The organism is Shinella sp. 20P9.1.1, assembly GCF_057798995.1.
Genome location: NZ_JBYOLC010000002.1, coordinates 287,394 through 309,821 on the forward strand (window position 1 = coordinate 287,394; position 22,428 = coordinate 309,821).

The window sequence follows — 22,428 nt, forward strand, 5'->3', positions numbered from 1 at the left end:
GTCTGAAATGAAACGGATGGGAAAATCGTTTCGCGTCCTAAATATGGCCCTGCCATACGTTCTCTGGCGCCGCTGATGCGCCATCAACCGCGCTTGCAGCAGGTCATTTTTTCTCCCCGCTTATCGGGGCGTTGAAGCCTTTCTGCTTGCGCCGGCTGCTCGGTCGAAATGGAGCGCTTCACAGCATCATAAAATAGCTCACCTCTCAATCAATGTCCTAGCTTGGCCACAGAATAGGCTTTAAAGCAGCCTAGGCGCCTATGTCTGTGGTTATGGGGAACTAATGTCGGATTCCAGCAAAAAAGTGTATGTCGCGATGAGCGCTGATATCGTGCATCCGGGACATCTTAATATCATTCGCGAAGCTGCGAAGCTTGGTGAAGTGACGGTGGCCGTTCTCACCGACAGAGCGATTGCCAGCTATAAGCGCGTTCCATTTATGACCTACGAACAGCGAAGCATCATAGTCGGCGCCCTGAAGGGGGTCGCGCGGGTCATTCCTCAGGAGACATTGGACTATGTGCCGAATCTGGAAATAGAGCGTCCCGACTTTGTAGTCCACGGTGATGACTGGAAAGAAGGGGTGCAGCGCGAGACCCGCCGGCGGGTGATAGACGTGTTGAAACAGTGGGGGGGGCAGCTCGTCGATATCCCTTACACGCAAGGCATTTCCTCTACCCAGCTCAATAAGTCTGTGCGTGAACTCGGAACGACGCCTGACATTCGACGCGGTATGTTGCGCCGCCTGCTTGCCGCCAAGGATCTCGTGCGTGTCATGGAAGTCCATACACCGTTGACGGGCATTATTGTCGAGAAGGCATCTGTATCTCTTGAAACCGGTTCGCGCAGCTTTGACGCAATGTGGGCTTCGAGCCTCACAGAATCTACCGTGAAGGGTAAGCCGGATATCGAAGCCGTCGACATCTCATCCCGTATCGCGAACCTGAACGATATCTGTGAAGTAACGACCAAACCAATCATCTTCGATGCCGATACCGGGGGTAAGATCGAGCATTTCAAGTTCACCGTGCGTTCACTTGAGCGGGTCGGTATTTCGGCAGCTATCATTGAAGATAAAGTCGGGCTTAAGAAAAATTCTCTTTTCGGCACGGAGGTCGAGCAGCAGCAAGACACTATCGACGGTTTCTGTGAGAAAATCGCCGCCGGGCAAAGTGCTAAAGTGACTGAAGATTTCATGATTTTCGCTCGGATCGAAAGCTTGATCCTCGATCGAGGAATGGACGATGCCGTCGCGCGTGCGCGCGCTTATTGTGATGCCGGAGTGGACGGCATCATGATTCATTCCCGGCATAAGGATCCTGCCGAAATCTTTGCGTTCTGCGAACACTTCAACAGATTCCGCCGTGACAAGCCCCTTGTCGTGGTTCCTTCTAGCTACAATGGCGCAACAGAAGATGAACTCGTCAGAGCCGGCGCCAATGTTGTCATTCACGCCAATCATCTATTGCGCGCGGCCTATCCGGCTATGATGTCGACGGCAGAGTCGATTTTGCGTCATGGACGGTCGCTTGAGGTTGATGCCAATATCATGCCGATCAATGAGATTATTTCGCTGATCAAGGAATAAATTAGTGGACCCCTCTCGCTTTCTGCAAGCATTACAAGAAAACGGAGTATGTTTCTTCACGGGCGTGCCGGATTCTCTTCTCAAAGAATTTTGCAAGTGTATAACATTTACTCTGCCAACCAACCACCATGTCATTGCTGCCAATGAGGGTGCTGCCTTCGCATTGGCTGTAGGTTATCATATCGGCACGGGCCAATATGGGTGCGTTTATCTTCAAAATTCAGGCATCGGTAATCTTGTCAATCCGTTGACCTCTCTCGCAGATCCCGAAATCTACAGTATTCCGCTGCTCATGATCATTGGTTGGCGCGGAGAGCCCGGTGTGAAGGATGAGCCTCAGCATGTTAAGCAGGGGCGCGTAACACAAGCGATGCTGGACTCTATGGAGGTCCCTTTCGTCGTTATCGACAAGGACACCGACGCAAACGAAGCGCTCTCAGATCTTTTGCACATAATGCGGGCGGAAAGCCGTCCAGTAGCTCTCCTCGTACGAAGTGGCGCTTTTGAGCCATTTGTAAGCGAAAAAGAAACGTCGCCGCAGGGGGGAGAACTGCCCTCGCGGGAGGAGGCGATTGAGGCAATAACGGAAGTCTTATCTGAAGAGAGCGTCATCATTGCAACGACTGGCTTTACGTCTCGGGAACTCTATGAACTCCGCATAAAGAAAGGCCAGACAGCAACAAAAGACTTCCTTGCGGTCGGAGGCATGGGGCACGCTGCCTCAATCGCGATGGGCGTCGCAATTGGTCAGCCCGACCGTGAGGTTGTATGCTTGGATGGCGACGGTTCGGTGCTGATGCATATGGGAACACTCCCGATCATCGGGCAGGCGGCTCCGAAGAACCTAATCCACATCATTCTAAACAACGGTGTCCACGATTCTGTCGGCGCTCAGCCGACTGCAGGCTTGTCTATCGATCTCGAAGGAATCGCTAAGGCGAGTGGCTACCGGCATGTTTTTCGCGCCTATAGCTGCGAGTCGGCTCAAGCGGCCTTGAGGGAAGCCGCCTGTTTGGGCGGCCCTGTTTTCATTGAGCTGCGCGTCCGTCCAGGTGCGCGCAAGAATCTCGGACGTCCCAAAAGTACGCCACTCGAAAATAAGCGGAACTTGATGTTGCAGATTGGCAGCAATTGATGAGACTGGTTTCATCCTTCACTTTCTTCAACCCGACGACAGTCATTTTTGGGGCCGGGAAGGTCAACGATTTTCCCGCAAACATTAACGAAAATCGGATTTGCCTCGTCACAACCCCCGGCTTCACGCGACGCGGCGTCACGGGCCGGCTTGTCCATCTGTTGGGTGAGCGTCTCGTTCATGTCGTTGATACGATCACGCCTAATCCGGAGCTTGATGATCTTGATGCGGTGATTGATGCGGTGCGCGAAGCCCGGCCGGATGCCGTATTGGCGCTCGGCGGCGGCAGCGCTATAGATAGTGGCAAGATCATTGCAAAGGCAATAACAGCACCCGCGTCCTGGACCCTCGCCGCCCATTTTCGCCAAGGTGTTCCTTTGCACGATTCAAAATCGTTACCTTGTTACGCGGTCGCCACGACGTCGGGAACGGGAGCCGAGGTGACACCCTTTGCGACGGTTTGGGACGGGCTGACCAAGAAAAAGTATTCTCTTGCGAACAAGGATATGTTTCCAGTTGTCGCGCTGATTGATACAGATTTAATGCAGGGTATGCCAAAAGAGGTTACGTTTTCGACCGGCCTCGACGCGATCTCCCAAGCGCTTGAATCTGTATGGAATCGAGGGTGCAACGAAATTACCCTGGGCTTGGCGATTAATTCACTTCGGCTCTCACTTGACGCTTTGGGCGTTGCCGGACGTGACCCTGCTAATGTCGCAGCGCGCAGTGCGATGGCCCAGGCGAGTCTTTTGGCAGGGCTTTGCATTAGCCAGACGCGCACTGCGCTAGCCCACTCGATTTCATATCCTTTAACTGCGCGTTTCGGTCTGCCGCATGGCTTTGCCTGTAGCTTCACTTTGCCAGCCCTGCTGGACTTCAATGGCCGACTGGACGACGGCAGGTTAGGATATGTTGCACGCTCGCTCGGTCACGCGAATCTGCCCGATTTCCGAAAAAAGCTTATCAGCGTCTTGAAAGAAGCGGAGACCTGGCAAAGTATAATAAAGTATGTCGTGAATCCCGATGACATATTAGATTGCCTTTCCGAGATGATAACTCCGAGTCGATCGGACAATAATATGCGCAGCTTCGATATTTCCGACATCAGGACGGTAATCAAAAAAAGTATTATGTATTTGTGTGATTGATGTGTTGGGTGAGGATTAGCTTCCTCCGAAGAGATTAGTGGGGCGGATTTTGCCGTTGGCATTCCTTTTGGGCTGTTTTGCCTTAGTTGGTGCGCCCGGTTTTGAATAATATCGATCGTCATCTGCGGATGGCGGTATGTTGTCGATGAGATCCGTAATGCAGCGACGGTTGAACCAGTCGTTCCAATTCCGGGGTCGCGAACGCGACCTGACCGATACCCTGCTTCCATAATCTCCCCTCAAAATTTGGTAGGGTGCGTAACACGCGAGGAGACGGGAGAATAGCGCATCCTTGTACGCGCGCAGCTCGCTTGGGGGCAGCCTCATCGCACGGCGTGAAAGCAGAAGTTGATTGTCTCCGACAACAGCACGGAGATGATCATTCTGTGGCCCCCGGCAAACCGATGCAAAATAGTTTCCCTTGAGAGTTTCAGCGGCAGTTTTCGTGGCGGTGCCTGAACTGGCCTGTTCTCGTCATTGCCCACGCACATTCAGCCATGAAAGAGGGCGACAGAGAAACGCATCCACTCCCCGCCTGTGGCAACAGTCTGCCATAGCCCAGATTTGATTTAAAAGTGGCAATCTCTAATGAATATCAAAATGCTGACCATTCGTTTCGAGTTGGTCAACTTCTTCACTTATGCAAGAATATGGTAATTCACCCGCTTGAAACAATACTTTGGATGGACCATATTCACCCAAGGCGGGATTGGCTTCCCGGCTCCAAGCCACTACGCCATCATAATTCCCCGCAAGCAATTTTGCCACACGGACCGCACGCTTCTCAGTCTCAATCTGGCGCGGTTCAAAGGCAGGGACTAAATCGCCATCGACGTTCCTGTTAAACGCTGCTAGCACGATCAGCTTAGCCGTCATGACTGTCGCTCCTCCTGATTGCCGCCGCGGCGGCACGGAATCTAGGGAAAGAAGATAGGGCAGTGGCGCTGTGTCTGCCAGAAAAAATTCGTGGCTGGACGTCTGCTGCGTGGGACGTTCTCTTCTGGAATGTCCGATGGTCGGTCTACTCTCCGAAGACGACGAGCAAATTATTGGCATTTTGACGGGCATCAGTCCGATTTGTTGCGTATCGTTTACGCCATGGAGCCCGCACGAAGGTGCTCGCCTACGTTGACATGTTTATTACCCAAAACGCAGGCGAGTCTCGAACGGCGCGCTACCGCTCGCCGAGTTCGAGAGCCGGCGGAGAATCCAAACAGGAGGGTGCGAAAATCGAGGCTATTCAATTGCCCCTCCGCCGTCGATTCTCCAAGGCTGACAACGTTGTTGTCAATGCTGTTTCAAAATCAGCGAAAATACCCAAAAGAGTTTTAGGGGCGCTCACCTGAAGATGGCTGAGATACTCTTTGCCTTTTCCACCAATTATCAATGTACCAGTCTGCCACTTCCTCGCTGTCTAAGAAGGTTACATTCTCGGTATTCTTGTTCTCTGCCGTCGGCGTATAGTTGTATGAGCCTCCAATAACCAGAGTTTCATCTATAATGATTAGCTTGCTGTGGGCCGTGTGTTTCGGGTGGTCGATCCAGACTGGAATGTTGGCGTTATATAATCTGGCGAGCCCGCTGTTTTTTTCGCGCCGTGCCCTCTGGAAATCAAGAATTGCCTTTACGTCGACGCCTCGCTCCTTGGCTCGAATCAGTGCGTCAATGATAGGCGTTGCCGTGAATTGGTAGGCCTGAACAAGTACGGATGTGGTGGCATCATCAATGGCTGCCACAATTTGATTCGAGCAGCGTTCGTAGGGTGTGAAGCATACGGAAATAGTTCCGGGGGCTGAGACGCGACCATCGGGATCGTCTGTTGCATCTGGATAGCCTCTGTGAGGCGCTTTTCCATAGGAAAAATGGTGCTGCTAGAGAGATTTGAACTCTCGGCCTCTCCCTTACCAAGGGAGTGCTCTACCCCTGAGCTATAGCAGCATCTTGCGAAGCGGAAGGCGCTTTCGCGTTGGGCGAGGGCCTATTGCCATAGGTGGATGGGTAGCGCAAGCGGCGATTTCGTGATTATCGCAACAAACTGATGACGGCGGTGCTTTTTTCCTGCCCGCGATTTCATTATGAGAAGGGATATGAGCGGCAAGGACGAGACGAAAAGCGGGAAAATCAGGACGGAGGCGGAGATCAGGGCGGAGCGGCTGGCCAGGACGCTGCGCGACAATCTCCAGCGCCGCAAGCAGCAGGCGCGTGCGCGGCGCGCCGGCGAGGCGGATGAGACGACGGGTTTGCCCGGCTCGGCCCCTGCCGCAAAAAAAGACGAATCGGACGGTTAGTCGAAACCGTCTTCACCACGAAGGCTACGGGGATGGTTGCCCAGCCGGGCGTGCGCGAAAGCGGGCGGCCGGCACGGTCTTCATTTTTCTTTCGCGATGCTCTAAAGAGGCCGCAATCTCCGAAAGCCTATATATCAAGAAAGGCGGGCCTGGCCCGTAATCGCATATGGATCGTATCAGGATTGTAGGCGGCAACGAACTCAAGGGCATCATTCCGATCTCCGGCGCCAAGAACGCCGCGCTGCCGCTGATGATCGCGTCGTTGCTCACCGATGACACGCTGACGCTGGAAAACGTGCCGCATCTCGCCGACGTCGAGCAGCTCATCCGCATTCTCGGCAACCACGGCGCCGACATCACCGTCAACGGCCGCCGCGAGCGCCAGGGCGAGGGCTATTCGCGCACCGTCACCTTCACCTCGCGCAACATCGTCGACACGACGGCACCCTACGAGCTGGTCTCGAAGATGCGCGCCTCCTTCTGGGTGATCGGCCCACTGCTCGCCCGCGAAGGCAAGGCCCGTGTCTCGCTGCCGGGCGGCTGCGCCATCGGCACGCGCCCGGTCGACCTCTTCATCGAGGCTCTTGCGGCACTGGGTGCCAAGCTCGAGATCGACGGCGGCTATATCGAGGCGACGGCGCCGGCCGGCGGCCTGATCGGCGCGCGCTACACCTTCCCGAAGGTTTCGGTCGGCGCGACCCACGTCCTCATGATGGCAGCGACGCTCGCCCGCGGCACGACCGTCATCGGCAATGCCGCCCGCGAGCCTGAAGTGCAGGATCTTGCCAAGTGCCTCAACGCCATGGGCGCGAAGATCACGGGTGCCGGCACCTCCACCATCACCATCGAAGGCGTCACCCAGCTTTCCGGCGCGCGCCACCGCGTCCTGCCGGACCGTATCGAGACCGGCACCTATGCCATGGCTGTGGCCATGACCGGCGGCGACGTCGTGCTGGAAGGCACGGAAGCCTCCCTGCTCGATACCGCGCTTGAGGCAATCCGCCGCTCCGGCGCCGAGATCACCTCCACGGAAAGCGGCATCCGCGTCGTGCGCAATGGCGGCGGCATCAAGCCGGTGGACGTCGTCACCGATCCCTTCCCGGGCTTCCCGACGGACCTGCAGGCGCAGTTCATGGGCCTCATGACCAAGTCGAGCGGCATTTCGCACATCACCGAGACGATCTTCGAAAACCGCTTCATGCATGTGCAGGAGCTCGCCCGCCTCGGCGCAAAAATCTCGCTCTCCGGCCAGACGGCCAAGATCGAGGGTGTCGAACGCCTGCGCGGCGCTCCGGTCATGGCGACCGACCTGCGCGCCTCCGTCTCGCTCGTCATCGCGGGCCTCGCCGCCGAAGGCGAGACGATGGTCTCGCGCGTCTACCATCTCGACCGCGGCTTCGAGCGCCTCGAAGAGAAGCTCACCCGCTGCGGCGCCATCGTCGAACGCGTCAGCGATTGATCTTTCCCACGCGGCGGCGTTGCAGTCCGCCGCGTGCCGTCCTATCTCGTTTACCGAATATACGGGATGCCGCATCTGGCGGCGTCCACGGGAAGGACATCGACTATGGACAGCCTGAAACTGCTTGCCCTCGACGCCGAAGACCTCGCGGTCGTCTCGGCTCATCTCCAGGACGCGGTCTTCAAGACCGACGGCCTCGCCTTCGACGCCCGCCAGCATGTCTTTTCGGTCGTCGTCAACCGCTTCGTCTGGGAAAATGCCGCAAGCCGCGGCAAGAGCTTCGAGCGCCGCCGCACCGTGGTCGCCTTCAAGCGCGTCAACGCCGTGCGCTCCCTCGGCATCGACCGCAAGGATACGAGTGCCGTGTTCTCCCTGCTTGCCATAAACTTCACGCCGAAGGGCGAAGGTCCGGAGGGAACGCTTGATGTCGTGCTCTCGGGCAATGCTTCCGTGGCCCTCGATGTGGAATGCGTCGAAGTTCAGCTTGCAGATACCGGCGGAGCATGGGAAACCAGCTTGAAGCCCCGCCATCCAGCGGTTTGAATGCATGAACCGGCAAGTTTTGCCGGGAGACGACAGGGACGACAGACTTGGCGATCAGACTTGACTACCAGAGCAGCGATTTCGAAAGCCGGTTTGCTGCCTTCCTGACCACCAAGCGCGAGGTCTCCGAAGACGTCAACACCGTCGTGCGCGCCATCATCGACGATGTGCGCGCCCGCGGCGACAAGGCGCTGGCCGACTATTCGAAGAAGTTCGATGGCCTCGATTTTTCCGTGACCTCCATGCGCGTGTCGCTGGAAGAGATCGAAAAAGCCTATGACGCCGTCGATGCGAAGATCATCGCGGCCCTCGAACTCGCCGCGCAGCGCATCGAAAAGCACCATGCCCGCGCGATGCCGAAGGACGATATCTACGAGGACGATATCGGCGTCGGCCTCGGCTCACGCTGGACGGCGATCGACGCCGTCGGTCTCTATGTGCCCGGCGGTACGGCGAGCTATCCAAGCTCGGTGCTGATGAATGCCGTGCCGGCCAAGGTCGCCGGCGTGCCGCGCCTCGTCATGGTCGTGCCGGCCAAGGAAGGCGAGATCAATCCGGCCGTGCTTGCGGCCGCCCGCATTGCCGGCGTCGATGAAATCTACCGCATCGGCGGCGCGCAGGCCGTCGCAGCGCTCGCTTATGGCACCGAGACCATCGCGCCCGTCGCCAAGATCACCGGCCCCGGCAATGCCTTCGTTGCCGCCGCCAAGCGTCAGGTCTTCGGCACCGTCGGCATCGATATGATCGCCGGCCCCTCCGAAGTGCTCGTCATCGCCGATGCCGACAACGATCCGGACTGGCTCGCCGCCGACCTGCTCGCCCAGGCCGAACACGATGTCGGCGCCCAGTCGATCCTCGTCACCGACAGCACGGCTCTTGCCGATGCCGTCGAGGCCGCCGTCGAACGCCAGTTGAAGACGCTGGAGCGCGCGGAAACCGCTGCCGCCAGCTGGCGCGATTTCGGCGCCATCATCCTCGTGCCCGATCTCAAGAAGGCCGTGCCGCTGGCAAACCGCATCGCCGCGGAGCATCTGGAGATCGCGACCGCTAAACCCGATGCGCTGATGCCCGATATTCGCAATGCCGGCGCCATCTTCGTCGGCCGCCACACCCCAGAAGTCATCGGCGACTATGTCGGCGGCTCCAACCACGTTCTGCCGACCGCCCGCTCGGCCCGCTTCTCCTCCGGGCTCTCGGTGCTCGACTATATGAAGCGCACCTCGATCCTGCGGCTTGGTCCCGATCAGCTGCGGGCGCTCGGCCCTGCCGCCGTCACGCTGGCGGAGGCCGAAGGGCTCGGCGCGCATGCGCGGTCCGTCGCCATCCGGCTCAATCTGGAGAGCTGACGCATGGGCACAAAGGGCAACTTCCGCCTCTGCGACGTGGTGCTGGACGATACGATCGGCCGCGCCACGCCTGACGTGGAGCACGAACGCGCCGTTGCCATCTTCGATCTGATCGAGGAAAACACCTTCGAGCCGGTCGGCCACGCGGGCGGCCCCTACCGCCTCAATATCTCGCTTCTCGACAGCAAGCTGGTCTTCGCCATCCGCACGGAGGGAGGCGAGAATGTCGCGACGCATATCCTGTCGCTGACGCCGTTCCGCCGCATCGTGAAGGACTATTTCCTGATCTGCGAGAGCTACTATCAGGCAATCCGCTCTTCCACGCCCAGCCAGATCGAGGCGATCGACATGGGGCGGCGCGGCATCCACAACGAGGGCTCGCAGACCCTGATGGACCGGCTGTCGGGCAAGATCAAATTCGACTTCGACACCGCCCGCCGTCTGTTCACGCTCGTCTGCGTTCTCTATTGGCGCGGGTGAGCGGATGGAGGGTGTTTTTCCGGCACTCGACAAATCCCCGTCTCGGACACCCCGTTCGATCCTCTTCATGTGCCGCATGAATGCCGTGCGCTCTCCGATGGCCGAGACGCTGGCCCGCAGCCTGCTGCCCGGCACCTATGTCGCCTCCGCCGGCATCCGCCCCGGCGAGCGCGATCCCTTCGTCGATGCCGTGCTCAGCGAGGTCGGCCTGTCGCTCGGCCGCCATGCGCCGCATTCGCTGGATGAGCTGGAGGACGATTATTTCGACCTCATCGTGACGCTCGCGCCGGAAGCCCATCACGCCGCCCTCGAACTCACCCGCTCCATGGCTGTCGACGTCATGTATTGGCCGACACCCGACCCCTCCGTCGCGACCGGCACGCGCGACCAGATCCTGCACTCCTACCGCGACGTTCGCGAGCACCTGAAGCTCCTGATCGAGAAGCGTTTGAAGCCCCCCGGCTGAGCGCAAAGCAGCCATGTTCCCGGCAAATGCAGAAAGCCTGCGCTTCGGTGTTCACAAAGCCCCGGGGATTGTGTAGTTTCCGGCAACTTTTCGGGGCCGGCATAAGGCATGTCCCAAATCCACCTCCAAGGAATACCGCTCGAACATGGCAAAAGAAGAAGTCCTCGAATTTCCCGGCATCGTGACGGAACTGCTCCCGAACGCAACGTTTCGCGTCAAGCTTGAGAACGAGCACGAGATCATCGCGCACACCGCGGGCCGCATGCGCAAGAACCGCATCCGCGTTCTCGCCGGCGACAAGGTGCTGGTCGAGATGACCCCTTACGACCTCACCAAGGGTCGCATCACCTACCGTTTCAAGTAAGACGCTTTTCGAAGCCCTGGGGCAGCGCCCTCGTTCGGCCCCTGGCCCGAGAGCGAAATCCGGCGCCCCCGGCGCTTTCCCGGAGATCCCATGGCGCAGACCGACAAGCTCATCCTCGCCTCCGGCTCGCCGCGCCGCGTTGAACTGCTCGCGCAAGCGGGCATCGAACCCGCGCGCCTGATGCCGATGGATATCGACGAGACGCCGAAGCGCTCCGAGCATCCCCGCTCGCTCGCACGGCGCCTGTCGACCGGCAAGGCGCAGGCGGCACTCGCCGCCATCAAGGGTGATCCCGCCTTTGCCGGCAGCTATATCCTTTCGGCCGATACGGTCGTCTCCGTCGGCCGGCGCATCCTGCCGAAGACGGAGATGATCGACGAGGCCTCCAGCGCGCTGCATCTTCTCTCCGGCCGCAGCCACCGCGTCTTCACCGGCGTGTGCCTCATCACGCCGGACCGCACCGTGCGCCAGAAGGTCATCGACACGAAGGTCCGCTTCAAGCGCCTGTCGACCACCGACATCGAGCAGTATCTCGCTTCCGGCCAATGGCGCGGCAAGGCGGGCGGCTATGCCATCCAGGGCATTGCCGGCAGCTTCGTCGTCAAGCTCGTTGGTTCCTACACCAATGTCGTCGGCCTGCCGCTCTACGAGACCCTGACACTGCTGTCGGGCGAAGGCTTCGACGTGCATGCCGGCTGGGCGGATGCCTGATGGCGGACGAGCCCGAAAAGCCCGCCGCCTCCGTAGCGCCGCTGCGCAAGGCCGTGCCCTGCCCGATCTGCAGCCGCCCCTCGGCGCGCGAGCATTACCCCTTTTGCTCGAACCGCTGCCGCGATGTCGATCTCAACCGCTGGCTCTCCGGCTCCTATGCCATTCCGGTCGCCGACGGTGAGGAAAAAGCCGAAGACGACGATCTGTGAGCCGCATACGGCATGGTAAAAAGCCAATCTTTTCATAAACTTGAAAAGACTGTCATTTTTCCCGCAAAAAACCGCCGATAGGGGTGGACACATTTTTGCAAGATGTTATAACCCCGCTCGCTTCCGGGGCGAAACCAAACGCCCCACGGATTTCCAACCGAAATCCACCCGGATGCCCGGATAGCTCAGTTGGTAGAGCAGCGGATTGAAAATCCGCGTGTCGGTGGTTCAAATCCGCCTCCGGGCACCATTAATTCTCCCCGATCTTCTGATTTCGAGAACCGTTTGCGGTCGTCTTCTTGCGCGTCTGGCCGGGCGGTTCGCCCACTATGCGTTTGAAAGCACGGGCGAAGGCTGCATGGGAGCCGAAGCCGAGGCGGCGGGCGGCGGTGTCGATGGCGAGCTTGTCGCGGCGGAACCATTGTTCGGCGAGCCGCATGCGCAGCGCCAGCACGTAGCGCTGTGGGGTAACGCCCGTTATTTCGACGAAGCGCTTGGCAAAGACCGAGCGGGAACTGCCCATTTCCCGCGCCATGTCGGCCAGCGTCCAGCTGCGGCCGGGCTCGCGGTGCAGCGCGGCGATGACGCGGCCGAGGCGCGGGTCGCGCAAAGCCTCGATCCAGCCGGTCGCATCGCCGCAGCCGCATTCCACCCAGCCGCGCACGATGGAGGCGGCGATGACATCGGCAAGGCGGGCGAGGATGCCGGCCGAGCCGACGCGTTCCTCCGCCATTTCCCGCTCCATCGCTCCCAGAAGCGGCATCAGTTCCGGCTGGCGGCCGATCAGCGCGCCGACGGACATGATCTGCGGCATCAGGCCGACGAGCGGGTGCAGCGTATCCAGTTCGAATTCCATGCGGCCGGTGAAGATGAGCGTGTCATTTTCGCGGCTGGTTTCCTTGATGCAGGCTTCCACCGCCTCGACTTCGGGGCAGAGCGGTTTGTGCGTATAGCTCTCGTAGTCGCGCATCCGGGCATTCGGGCCGGTGACAATTTCATGTGTCTCGCCACGCGGCAAAAGCACCGCATCGCCGCAGCCGAGGGCTCGGTCAGCCTCGCCCGGTGCGCGCAAAATGACCTTGCCGCGGGCGATGAAGTGGAAACGGGCTTCCGGGCCCGCGGGAAAGCGGATGCCGAAGGGCGGGGTCAGTTGCAGGCGGCCATAGCTGGCGCCGCGCAGGCGCATGCCCATCAGAAGCTCGCCGACGGGATCATGCGCATTTTGGGTCAGGTCGGACGATCGATCAAACATTACGGATAAAATGGCATTGTGCGTCCCGTGTTTCAACCCACCTTTCCAGCACGCACCTGCAACAGGAAAGGGATGGCAGATGACGGATGCAACAATAGCAGTGCCCGAGAGCGAGGCCGAGGCCCGCCCGGCCTGGGGAGCCGTGCTCGCCATGACGCTCGGCGTGTTCGGGCTGGTCGGGGCGGAATTCCTGCCGGCAAGCCTTTTGACGCCCATGGCTGATGATCTCGGGATTTCCGAGGGCATGGCGGGGCAGGCGGTGACGGCGACGGCCGCAGTCGCGCTGGTGACGAGCCTTGTCATTACCGTGGTGACGCGCAAACTCGACCGGCGGCTGGTGCTGCTCGGACTTTCAGTGCTCCTGATCTTCTCTAACCTGCTCGTCGCGATGTCGTCGAATCTTCCGATGCTGCTCGCCGCTCGCGTTTTGCTCGGCATGGCGCTCGGCGGTTTCTGGACGCTTTCGGCGGCGACCATGATGCGGCTGGTGCCGGAGGCTTTGGTGGCGAAGGCGTTGTCGGTCATGTTCCTCGGTGTATCCTTGGCGACGGTCTTTGCCGCCCCGGTCGGCAGCTATGTCGGCGATATCGTCGGCTGGCGGAATGTCTTCCTGGGGGCGGCCGTGCTTGGCGCGCTGGCGCTTGTCGTGCAGCTTGCGACGCTACCCGCGCTGCCGCCGCGTGGCCATTCGCGCTTCGGCACGCTGGTAGAGGTGCTGGCCCGGCCGGGCGTCGGTTTTGCCATGCTGGCGATCCTGCTCGTCTTCACTGGTCACTTCGCCTTTTTCACCTATATCCGGCCGTTTCTCGAAACGGTGACCGGCGTCGGCGTCGAGGGGGTCTCGGGCGTGCTGCTTGGTTTCGGCATCGCCACCTTTTTCGGCAATTATCTCGGGGCCGTGCTGCTCGAACGGTCCATGCGCTTCACGCTGACGATCATGCCGCTCGTAATGGGGACCCTCGCCCTCTCGCTTTCCGCTTTCGGCGGCAGCCTTGCCGGCGATGCGGCGATGGTCGCGCTCTGGGGCCTCGCCTTCGGCGCGGTGCCGGTGGCCTGGTCGACCTGGATTACACGGGCGGTGCCGGATGAGGCGGAAAGTGCCGGTGGCCTCTTCGTTGCCGCGATCAACTTCGCGATTGCGACGGGAGCGGCGGCCGGTGGTGCCTTGTTCGATGCCAATGGCGTATCGAGCGTCTTTGTCGCCAGCGGCGTCGCTCTCTTCCTCGCGGCCCTCACCATCGTCTCGACGGTGCGCACAAAGCCTGCCTGATCGTTCGGGATGGCGGCGCCTCGTCGCCATCCCCCGCTCGTTTCGGCGTTCTCATTCCTGCCCTGTTCCCGTCCTGCCTTTTCGCGTTACAACGTCCACCGAGGATTTTGGAGGAGCGGCGCGTGACGGCAGGTGATTTTTCGCGGGGGACGTTTGTCGGGCGCGTCTGGCGGCCGGATGTGCAGGGGCCGGCGGTGGTGGTACTCAGGGATGGCAGGCTCTGCGACATCACCTCGAAGGACGTTCCCACCATGCGGGACTTGCTGGAGAAGGACGACCCCGTCGCGATCGCCTGTGCGGCACCCTGCGAATCGCTCGGCATGCTCGATGCCGTTCTCGAGGCCTCGATCGAAGGCGCCGGCAATTTTTCCCATCTGCATCTGCTGGCCCCCTGCGATCTGCAAGCGGTGAAAGCCTGCGGCGTGACCTTCGCCCGCTCGATGATCGAGCGCGTGATCGAGGAGAAGGCGGCAGGCAATCCGGCACTGGCGGAAAAGGTGCGCGGGCGCGTCACCGCGATCATCGGCGACAGCCTGCGCGACCTGAAGGCGGGTTCGGAAGCGGCGGCGAGCGTCAAGGCGGCGCTGATCGAGGAGGGCGTCTGGTCGCAATATCTCGAAGTCGGCATCGGGCCGGATGCAGAAGTGTTCACCAAGGCACCGGTGCTGTCGTCGGTCGGCTGGGGCGCGTCGGTCGGGCTCCACCCGATTTCCAGGTGGAACAATCCGGAGCCTGAAATTGTGCTCGCCGTCGATAGTGGCGGGCGCGTCAAGGGCGCGACGCTGGGCAACGACGTGAACCTGCGCGATGTCGAAGGGCGCTCGGCGCTGCTGCTCGGCAAGGCGAAGGACAACAATGCCTCTTCCGCCATCGGCCCGTTCATCCGCCTTTTCGACGAGACCTATTCGATCGACGACGTGCGCAAGGCCGATCTCGACCTCATGATTGAGGGGGAGGACGGCTTCGTGCTGAAGGGCCGCAGCACGATGCGTGAAATCAGCCGCGACCCGCTCGATCTCGTCGCGCAGACCATCGGCAAACATCATCAGTATCCTGACGGGTTCATGCTGTTCATGGGCACGCTGTTTGCGCCGGTCGAGGATCGCGATGCGCCGGGGCAGGGCTTTACGCACAAGACGGGCGACCGGGTGGTGATCTCCAATGCGGAACTGGGGGCGCTTGCCAACACCGTGCGCCTCTCCACCGAATGCCCGCCCTGGACCTTCGGCATCGCGGCGCTGATGCGCAATCTCTCCTCGCGCGGGCTCGTTTGACATGGCCGATGGCGCGCTGGACGAGACGAGCCGCAAGATCCTGCGTCTCCTGCAAACCGAGCCGGAGCTGACCGTCGCCGAGATCGGTGAGCGCGTGGGCTTGAGCCATACGCCGTGCTGGCGGCGCATCAAGGAGATGGAAAAGCAGGGCATCATCCGCGGCCGCATCATCGCCATCGAGCCGCGGCTGGTCGGCTTCGAGGTTTCGGTCTTCTGCTTCGTGCGGCTGAAACAGCATGACGAGGCGACGCTGCTGGAATTCGAGAAAGCAGTGAAAAACATGCCCGAAGTCGTGCAGTGTTATTCCATGACCGGCGATCATGACTATGTGCTGCGCGTACTGACGAGCAGCGTGCGGCAATATGAGGAGATCCTGAAGAAGGCGCTGCTGCGTCTTCCCGGCGTCGGTTTCGTCAATTCCAGCTTCGCGCTCGACGAACTCAAGAACACGCACCGCGTACCGATCTGACGCCGCAATAGGATGGCGTTGCATTTGCCGGCCCATTTTGCGGATGCCATCCCTAAATCGTGATGTTGCAAGGGGAAAATAAGGACCCGCTCCTCCCAATCTCTGCGTAAGCTCCTACATAGGAAGGATGGCTTTCGTGGAGGAGGGCCATCGAGGAGGAAGTCATGCTTAAGCAGAGCTTTTCTCTCGAGGACAAGTATACGGCGGAAAGTGGGAGGATCTTCCTTTCCGGCATCCAGGCACTCGTGCGCCTGCCGATCGTTCAGATGCGGCGCGACCGTGCCGCGGGCCTGAACACCGCCGCATTCATCTCGGGTTATCGCGGATCGCCGCTTGGCGGCTACGACCAGCAGCTGGCGAAAGCCGGCAAACACCTGGCGGCGCACGACATCGTGTTTCGGCCCGGCGTCAACGAGGATCTCGCCGCCACCGCCGTCTGGGGCACCCAGCAGCTGCACCTGTCGCCCGGGGCGCGCTATGACGGCGTTGCCGGCTACTGGTACGGCAAGGGGCCGGGCGTCGACCGCTGCGGCGACGTGCTAAAGCACGCCAATGCGGCAGGCACCTCGAAACATGGCGGCGTGCTCTGTTTTGCCGGCGACGACCACTCGGCAAAATCGTCCTCCATCCCGCACCAGTCCGACCACGCCTTCATGTCGGCGGTCATTCCGGTGCTCTATCCGTCGTCCATCCACGAATTCGTCGAATACGGCCTGCTCGGCACGGCCATGTCGCGTTATTCCGGCTGCTGGGTCGGCATGAAGTTCATCTCCGATACGGTGGAAACGACCGCCTCGGTGGACCTTGCCGGCGAGCGTCGCCAGTTCGTCATCCCTAAGGATTTCGAAGTACCGCCGGGCGGTCTCAACCTGCGCTGGCCCGATCCGCCATTGCCGCAGGATGAGCGCCTCCAGACCTACAAGGGGTATGCCGCCATCGCCTTTGCCCGCGCCAACAAGGTGGACGAGGTGACGCATGATGTGCCGCGCGCCCGCTTCGGCATCATCGCCTCGGGCAAGGCCTATGAGGATGTGCTGCAGGCGCTGAAGGAGCTTTCGCTCGGCCCGGCCGAGATGGCCGAGATCGGCATGCGCATCTACAAGGTCCGCATGCCCTGGCCGCTGGAGCCGGAGGGCGTGCGCGAATTTTCGCAGGGACTGGAGGAGGTGCTCGTCGTCGAGGAACGGCGCGAGATCATCGAGAACCAGATCAAGCAGCAGCTCTTCAATTGGCATCATGGCGAGCGGCCGCGCATCATCGGCAAGTTCGACCATGACGACCATGCGTTCCTGCCGCTGTCGCAGGCGCTGACGGTCGGCATGGTGGCGCGGGCGATTGCCGCGCGGCTCATGCATTTCGACTTCGACGCCGGCCTCAAGAAACTGATTTCCGACGAGCTCGCCTATCTCCTCGAGCGCGAAAAGATCCGCAAGACGCATGCCGCGCCCATCGAGCGCGTGCCCTATTTCTGCTCCGGCTGTCCGCACAACACCTCCACCAAGGTGCCGGAAGGCAGCCGCGCCACGGCCGGCATCGGCTGTCACTACATGGTGCAGTGGATGGATCGCGACACCGCAACCTTCACCCATATGGGCGCCGAGGGCGTGCCGTGGTCGGGCATCGCGCCTTTCACCGACGAGAAGCATATCTTCGTCAATCTCGGCGACGGCACCTATTACCATTCGGGCATTCTGGCGATCCGCCAGTCGGTCGCCGCCCGCGTCAACATCACCTACAAGATCCTCTATAACGACGCGGTGGCGATGACCGGCGGCCAGGCCGTCGACGGGCCGATCAGTCCCGAGGCGGTGACGCGTCAGCTTTTCGATGAGGGCGTCGAACCAATCTATCTCGTCTCCGATCACCCCGAAGCCTATTCGCCCTCCATGCTCGCACCCGGCACCATCGTGCGCCATCGCGACGAACTCGACCGGGTGATGCGCGACATTCGCGAGGCACCGGGCTGCTCGGCCATCGTCTATGTACAGACCTGTGCGGCCGAAAAGCGCCGCCGGCGGTCGCGCGGCCTGATGGAGGACCTGCCGGTCCGGCTGATGATCAATCCCGCCGTCTGCGAGGGCTGCGGCGACTGTTCCACCCAGTCGAACTGCGTTTCCGTCGAGCCGCTCGACACGGAACTCGGCCGCAAGCGCAAGATCAACCAGTCGACCTGCAACAAGGACTATTCTTGCCTCAAGGGTTTCTGCCCGTCCTTCGTGACGGTGGAAGGCGGCCGGCTGCGCAAGGCGGCACGCTCGAACCCCGACATATCAGGCATCCCGGACCCCGATATCGTCAAGATCGGCGATCGGTCCTACAACATCGCCATCGCCGGCATCGGCGGCACGGGCATCCTGACGATCAGCGCCATCCTCGGCATGGCCGCCCATCTCGACGGCAAGTCGCCGATGATCCTCGACATGGCCGGCCTCGCCCAGAAGGGTGGTGCCGTCATGAGCCACCTGCGCATCGGCCTGCACGACCAGGACGTCTCTTCACCGCGCATCATCACCGGCGGTGCCGACCTGCTGATCGCCGCCGACGACGTGGTGGCCTCCTCCAAGGATGCGGTGACGCTCTGCGACCATCACCGCACGACGGGCGTGGTCAACACGCGGCTGACACCGGTCGCCGATTTCGTGCGCAAGCGCGACTTCGATTTCCGCCGACGCGATGTGGAGAGCACGGTGCGCGCGGCGTTGCGCGAGACCTCCACCCTGCTCGATTTCACGACGGTTGCCGAAAAGGTCGCCGGCAATGCAATGGCGACGAATATCCTGATGACCGGCTATGCCTGGCAGAAGGGGCTGATCCCGCTCACCCGCCAGTCGATCGAACAGGCGATCGCACTCAATGGCGTGGCCGTCGATGCGACGCTCTCCGCCTTCGGCTGGGGCCGCCTCATCGCCGCCGACCCTGCCCGCGCCGAGCGCCTGCTGCATCCCGGCAGGCCGGTCGCGACGCTGGAGACGATGCCGACGGCGGATCTGATTGCCCACCGCGAAAAGCACCTGACGGCCTATCAGAATGCCGCCCTCGCGGGTCGCTACAGGGCGCTGGTGGACCGTGTGCGGGATGCGGAAAAGACGCTCGGCCCCGACGACCGGCTGACGCGTACCGTCGCCCATGTCTATGCCCAGCTCCTTGCCTACAAGGATGAATACGAGGTCGCTCGGCTCTTCACCGACCCGGCCTTCAAGGCCGGTCTCGCCGAGCAGTTCGACGGCAATTACAAGATCGCCTTCAACCTCGCGCCGCCCTTCCTGAAGGGTGAGGATGCCAATGGCCGTCCGCGCAAACGCCGCTTCGGCCGCTGGATGCTGCCGGCCTTCGGTGTGCTGGCAAGCCTCAAGGGCCTGCGTGGCACGGCCTTCGATCCGTTCGGCCGCACCGCCGAGCGTCGCATGGAGCGCCAGCTGATCGCCGATTACGAGGCGCTGGTCGGCCACGTGCTGCAAAACCTTCGCCGCGACAATCTCGACGCCGCCGTTGCGCTGCTTTCGCTTTACGGTGAGATCAGGGGCTACGGTCCCGTCAAGGAGGAGGCGGCAAAGCGCGTGAAGGCGCGCGAGGCCGAAAAGCGCGCGGCCTACGACAAGGTAGAGGAAAAGGCAATCGCCTGACGATTGCGAGGGGAGGGTGGACATGTACGACGCCGGCATGAGCTTCGGGCTTGGAGAGGATATCGAGGCGCTCAGGGAAAGCGTGCGGCGTTTCGCGACGGATCGCATCGCGCCGCAGGCCGCCGAGATCGACCGCAGCAACAATTTCCCCATGCCGCTCTGGCGGGAAATGGGCGATCTCGGCCTGCTCGGCATCACGGCACCCGAAGGGTTCGGCGGCTCCGGCATGGGCTATCTCGCCCATTGCGTGGCGATGGAGGAGATCAGCCGTGCCTCCGCCTCGGTCGGCCTGAGCTACGGCGCCCATTCCAATCTCTGCGTCAACCAGCTCGTCCGCAACGCGTCGCCGGCGCAGCGTGAAAAATATCTGCCGAAGCTGATTTCCGGCGAGCATGTCGGCGCGCTCGCCATGTCCGAGCCGGGGGCCGGTTCCGACGTCGTATCGATGAAGCTGCGCGCCGACAAACGCGGCGACCGCTATGTGCTGAACGGCAACAAGATGTGGATCACCAACGGCCCGGATGCCGACGTGCTGGTGGTCTATGCCAAGACCGATCCCGACGCCGGCCCGCGCGGCATCACCGCCTTCCTCATCGAAAGAGGTTTCAAGGGTTTTTCGACCGCCCAGAAGCTCGACAAGCTCGGCATGCGCGGTTCCAACACCGGCGAACTCGTCTTCACCGATTGCGAGGTGCCGGAGGAGAACGTGATGGGCACGATCGGGCGCGGCGTCAATGTGCTGATGTCCGGCCTCGACTATGAGCGCGTGGTGCTGTCCGGCGGCCCGCTCGGCATCATGGCCGCCTGCCTCGATGTGGTCGTGCCCTATATCCATGAGCGCAAACAGTTCGACCGGCCGATCGGCGAGTTCCAGCTGATGCAGGGCAAGGTCGCCGACATGTATGTCGCGCTCAACGCCTGCCGCGCTTACGTCTATGCGGTCGCCGCCGCCTGCGACCGTGGCGAGACGACCCGCAAGGATGCTGCCGGCTGCATCCTCTATTCCGCCGAGATGGCGACGAAGCTGGCGCTCGAAGCCATCCAGTCGCTCGGCGGCAACGGCTATATCAACGACTACCCGACCGGCCGCCTGCTGCGCGACGCCAAGCTCTACGAGATCGGCGCCGGCACCTCGGAAATCCGCCGTATGCTCATCGGCCGCGAAATCTTTCAGGAGACGCTTTAATGCCGGTCATCCCCTCGGCCGTGAACACCCGCAGCGAGATTTTTGCGGCAAACCGCAAGGCGATGCTCGATGCCTTGGCCTTGGTCGCGGAGGCCGCAAACCTCGCCATGGATGGCGGCGGGGCGAAGGCGCGGGAACGCCATGTTGCGCGCGGCAAGCTTCTGCCGCGCGACCGTGTTGCGCAATTGCTCGATCCCGGCTCGCCCTTCCTCGAGATCGGCCTCACCGCCGGCCACGGTCTCTATGACGGCGCCTCGCCCTCCGGCGGCATGATCGCGGGCATCGGGCGCGTTTCCGGCCGCGAGTGCATGATCGTCTGCAACGATGCGACGGTGAAGGGCGGCACCTATTATCCCATCACCGTGAAGAAGCATCTGCGCGCGCAGGAGATTGCGGCGGAAAATCGGCTGCCCTGCATCTATCTCGTCGATTCCGGCGGCGCGAACCTGCCGAACCAGGACGAGGTCTTTCCCGACCGCGATCATTTCGGCCGCATCTTCTACAATCAGGCGCAGATGTCCGCCGCCGGCATTCCGCAGGTCGCCGTGGTGATGGGGAGTTGCACGGCAGGCGGCGCCTATGTGCCGGCCATGAGCGACGAGACCGTCATCGTCGAGAACCAGGGCACGATCTTCCTCGCCGGCCCGCCGCTGGTGAAGGCTGCGACGGGTGAGGTGGTGACCGCGGAGGACCTCGGAGGCGGCGACGTGCACACCCGCCTGTCCGGCGTCGCCGACCACCTCGCGCGCGACGACCGTCACGCATTGGCTATCGCCCGGCAGATTGCCGCCAACCTCAATACGCGTAAGCCGGAGGTTACGAAATCGGGTGCGGGCGATGCGCCGCTTTACGACCCGGAAGAGCTGCTCGGCATCGTGCCGGCCGATACGCGCACGCCCTATGATGTGCGCGAAGTCATCGCCCGCGTGGTCGATGGCTCGCGTTTCGACGAGTTCAAGGCCCGCTTCGGCACCACGCTCGTCTGCGGCTTCGCGGCCCTGTATGGCCTGCCCGTCGGCATCATTGCCAACAATGGAGTGCTGTTCTCCGAGGCGGCACTGAAGGGTGCCCATTTCATCGAACTCTGCGCCCAGCGCAGCATCCCGCTCGTTTTCCTGCAGAACATCACCGGCTTCATGGTCGGCCGCAGATACGAGGCGGAGGGCATCGCAAAGAATGGTGCCAAGCTTGTCACCGCCGTTGCCACCGCGAATGTGCCGAAGCTCACGGTGCTGATCGGCGGCTCCTACGGTGCCGGCAACTACGGCATGTGCGGCCGGGCCTATTCGCCGCGTTTCCTCTGGACCTGGCCGAACAGCCGCATCGCCGTGATGGGCGGCGAGCAGGCGGCCGGCGTGCTGGCGACCGTCCGGCGCGAAGGCATCGAGCGGACCGGCGGCAGCTGGAGCACTGAGGAGGAGGCCGCGTTCAAGCAGCCGACCATCGACATGTTCGCCCGCCAGAGCCACCCGCTTTACGCCTCGGCGCGGCTTTGGGACGATGGCATCGTCGATCCGCGCAAGACACGCGACGTGCTGGCGCTTTCGCTTTCCGCTGCGCTGAATGCGCCCATAGAGCCTACCCGTTTCGGCATCTTCAGAATGTAGAGGAGGCAAT

21 protein-coding genes and 2 tRNA genes are annotated in these 22,428 nt (G+C 61.5%); 19 read left to right on the plus strand and 4 right to left on the minus strand.

Annotation, left to right across the window (positions count from 1 at the left end; all coding sequences use genetic code 11):
- The first annotated feature begins 283 nt into the window (after positions 1 to 283).
- From aepX to AC27VQ_RS05015, 3 genes are read left to right on the plus strand one after another with little or no spacing between them, the layout of a single operon-like run.
- Positions 284 to 1,588 (plus strand): phosphoenolpyruvate mutase, encoded by a 1,305-nt coding sequence (gene aepX, locus AC27VQ_RS05005; RefSeq protein WP_488715450.1) that lies wholly within the window; start codon positions 284 to 286, stop codon positions 1,586 to 1,588.
- A 4-nt stretch (positions 1,589 to 1,592) separates the two neighbouring features.
- Entirely contained in the window at positions 1,593 to 2,723 is a 1,131-nt protein-coding gene (gene aepY, locus AC27VQ_RS05010) for a phosphonopyruvate decarboxylase (RefSeq protein WP_488715451.1), read from the plus strand.
- Positions 2,723 to 3,871, plus strand: a complete 1,149-nt coding sequence (locus tag AC27VQ_RS05015; RefSeq protein ID WP_488715452.1) for a phosphonoacetaldehyde reductase — start codon at positions 2,723 to 2,725, stop codon at positions 3,869 to 3,871. Before aepY ends, AC27VQ_RS05015 begins: the two co-directional genes overlap by 1 nt.
- Positions 3,872 to 4,456: 585 nt before the next feature.
- Here the strand turns inward: AC27VQ_RS05015 and AC27VQ_RS05020 are convergent.
- The 3 genes from AC27VQ_RS05020 to AC27VQ_RS05030 form a co-directional block, all read right to left on the minus strand.
- Positions 4,457 to 4,747 (minus strand): hypothetical protein, encoded by a 291-nt coding sequence (locus tag AC27VQ_RS05020; protein ID WP_488715453.1) that lies wholly within the window; start codon positions 4,745 to 4,747, stop codon positions 4,457 to 4,459.
- Between the two features lie 452 nt (positions 4,748 to 5,199).
- Positions 5,200 to 5,607 (minus strand): phospholipase D-like domain-containing protein, encoded by a 408-nt coding sequence (locus AC27VQ_RS05025; RefSeq protein WP_488715454.1) that lies wholly within the window; start codon positions 5,605 to 5,607, stop codon positions 5,200 to 5,202.
- A 127-nt stretch (positions 5,608 to 5,734) separates the two neighbouring features.
- A tRNA-Thr gene (locus AC27VQ_RS05030) sits at positions 5,735 to 5,809 on the minus strand.
- A 149-nt stretch (positions 5,810 to 5,958) separates the two neighbouring features.
- Here AC27VQ_RS05030 and AC27VQ_RS05035 point away from each other — a divergent pair.
- The 10 genes from AC27VQ_RS05035 to AC27VQ_RS05080 all read left to right on the plus strand — a co-directional run bounded on the left by AC27VQ_RS05035 (position 5,959) and on the right by AC27VQ_RS05080 (position 11,987).
- Positions 5,959 to 6,159, plus strand: a complete 201-nt coding sequence (locus AC27VQ_RS05035; protein WP_488715455.1) for a hypothetical protein — start codon at positions 5,959 to 5,961, stop codon at positions 6,157 to 6,159.
- Positions 6,160 to 6,325: 166 nt separating this feature from the next.
- Positions 6,326 to 7,618 (plus strand): UDP-N-acetylglucosamine 1-carboxyvinyltransferase, encoded by a 1,293-nt coding sequence (murA, locus tag AC27VQ_RS05040; RefSeq protein WP_313526778.1) that lies wholly within the window; start codon positions 6,326 to 6,328, stop codon positions 7,616 to 7,618.
- A gap of 105 nt (positions 7,619 to 7,723) precedes the next feature.
- A complete protein-coding gene (locus AC27VQ_RS05045; protein WP_488715456.1) occupies positions 7,724 to 8,161 on the plus strand; it encodes a DUF2948 family protein in 438 nt (145 codons plus the stop codon).
- Between the two features lie 47 nt (positions 8,162 to 8,208).
- On the plus strand, positions 8,209 to 9,507 hold the full coding sequence (hisD, locus tag AC27VQ_RS05050; RefSeq protein WP_488715457.1) for a histidinol dehydrogenase: 1,299 nt from the start codon (positions 8,209 to 8,211) through the stop codon (positions 9,505 to 9,507).
- A 3-nt stretch (positions 9,508 to 9,510) separates the two neighbouring features.
- The gene (locus tag AC27VQ_RS05055; protein WP_313526786.1) at positions 9,511 to 9,987 is read left to right on the plus strand and encodes a UPF0262 family protein; all 477 of its coding nucleotides are present in this window, start codon (positions 9,511 to 9,513) and stop codon (positions 9,985 to 9,987) included.
- 4 nt (positions 9,988 to 9,991) lie between these two features.
- Positions 9,992 to 10,453 (plus strand): arsenate-mycothiol transferase ArsC, encoded by a 462-nt coding sequence (locus AC27VQ_RS05060; protein WP_421594202.1) that lies wholly within the window; start codon positions 9,992 to 9,994, stop codon positions 10,451 to 10,453.
- A gap of 145 nt (positions 10,454 to 10,598) precedes the next feature.
- Positions 10,599 to 10,817 carry a translation initiation factor IF-1 gene (infA, locus tag AC27VQ_RS05065; RefSeq protein WP_007759621.1) on the plus strand — a complete coding sequence of 73 codons (219 nt, stop codon included), beginning with the start codon at positions 10,599 to 10,601 and terminating at the stop codon, positions 10,815 to 10,817.
- A gap of 90 nt (positions 10,818 to 10,907) precedes the next feature.
- Positions 10,908 to 11,528, plus strand: a complete 621-nt coding sequence (locus AC27VQ_RS05070) for a Maf-like protein (protein WP_313526792.1) — start codon at positions 10,908 to 10,910, stop codon at positions 11,526 to 11,528.
- On the plus strand, positions 11,528 to 11,737 hold the full coding sequence (gene yacG / locus AC27VQ_RS05075; protein WP_313526795.1) for a DNA gyrase inhibitor YacG: 210 nt from the start codon (positions 11,528 to 11,530) through the stop codon (positions 11,735 to 11,737). The genes AC27VQ_RS05070 and yacG overlap by 1 nt, the downstream gene beginning before the upstream one ends.
- Before the next feature lie 174 nt (positions 11,738 to 11,911).
- Positions 11,912 to 11,987: transfer RNA gene (locus AC27VQ_RS05080), tRNA-Phe, on the plus strand.
- On the opposite strand, the gene AC27VQ_RS05085 is transcribed toward AC27VQ_RS05080, so the two are convergent.
- Entirely contained in the window at positions 11,988 to 12,989 is a 1,002-nt protein-coding gene (locus AC27VQ_RS05085; protein ID WP_488715458.1) for an AraC family transcriptional regulator, read from the minus strand.
- A 79-nt stretch (positions 12,990 to 13,068) separates the two neighbouring features.
- On the opposite strand from AC27VQ_RS05085, the gene AC27VQ_RS05090 reads away from it, so the two are divergent.
- The 6 genes from AC27VQ_RS05090 (at position 13,069) to AC27VQ_RS05115 (ending at position 22,418) form a co-directional block, all read left to right on the plus strand.
- A complete protein-coding gene (locus tag AC27VQ_RS05090; RefSeq protein ID WP_488715459.1) occupies positions 13,069 to 14,259 on the plus strand; it encodes an MFS transporter in 1,191 nt (396 codons plus the stop codon).
- A 122-nt stretch (positions 14,260 to 14,381) separates the two neighbouring features.
- On the plus strand, positions 14,382 to 15,533 hold the full coding sequence (locus AC27VQ_RS05095; RefSeq protein ID WP_488715460.1) for a fumarylacetoacetate hydrolase family protein: 1,152 nt from the start codon (positions 14,382 to 14,384) through the stop codon (positions 15,531 to 15,533).
- A 1-nt stretch (position 15,534) separates the two neighbouring features.
- Positions 15,535 to 16,002, plus strand: coding sequence for an Lrp/AsnC family transcriptional regulator (locus AC27VQ_RS05100; RefSeq protein WP_488715461.1), 468 nt, complete (start codon positions 15,535 to 15,537; stop codon positions 16,000 to 16,002).
- Between the two features lie 164 nt (positions 16,003 to 16,166).
- Positions 16,167 to 19,625 carry an indolepyruvate ferredoxin oxidoreductase family protein gene (locus AC27VQ_RS05105; RefSeq protein ID WP_488715462.1) on the plus strand — a complete coding sequence of 1,153 codons (3,459 nt, stop codon included), beginning with the start codon at positions 16,167 to 16,169 and terminating at the stop codon, positions 19,623 to 19,625.
- A gap of 37 nt (positions 19,626 to 19,662) precedes the next feature.
- Positions 19,663 to 20,811 carry an isovaleryl-CoA dehydrogenase gene (locus tag AC27VQ_RS05110; protein ID WP_488715568.1) on the plus strand — a complete coding sequence of 383 codons (1,149 nt, stop codon included), beginning with the start codon at positions 19,663 to 19,665 and terminating at the stop codon, positions 20,809 to 20,811.
- Positions 20,811 to 22,418: a carboxyl transferase domain-containing protein gene (locus AC27VQ_RS05115; RefSeq protein WP_488715463.1), complete on the plus strand. Its 1,608-nt coding sequence runs from the start codon at positions 20,811 to 20,813 to the stop codon at positions 22,416 to 22,418. The genes AC27VQ_RS05110 and AC27VQ_RS05115 overlap by 1 nt, the downstream gene beginning before the upstream one ends.
- Positions 22,419 to 22,428 lie beyond the last annotated feature (10 nt).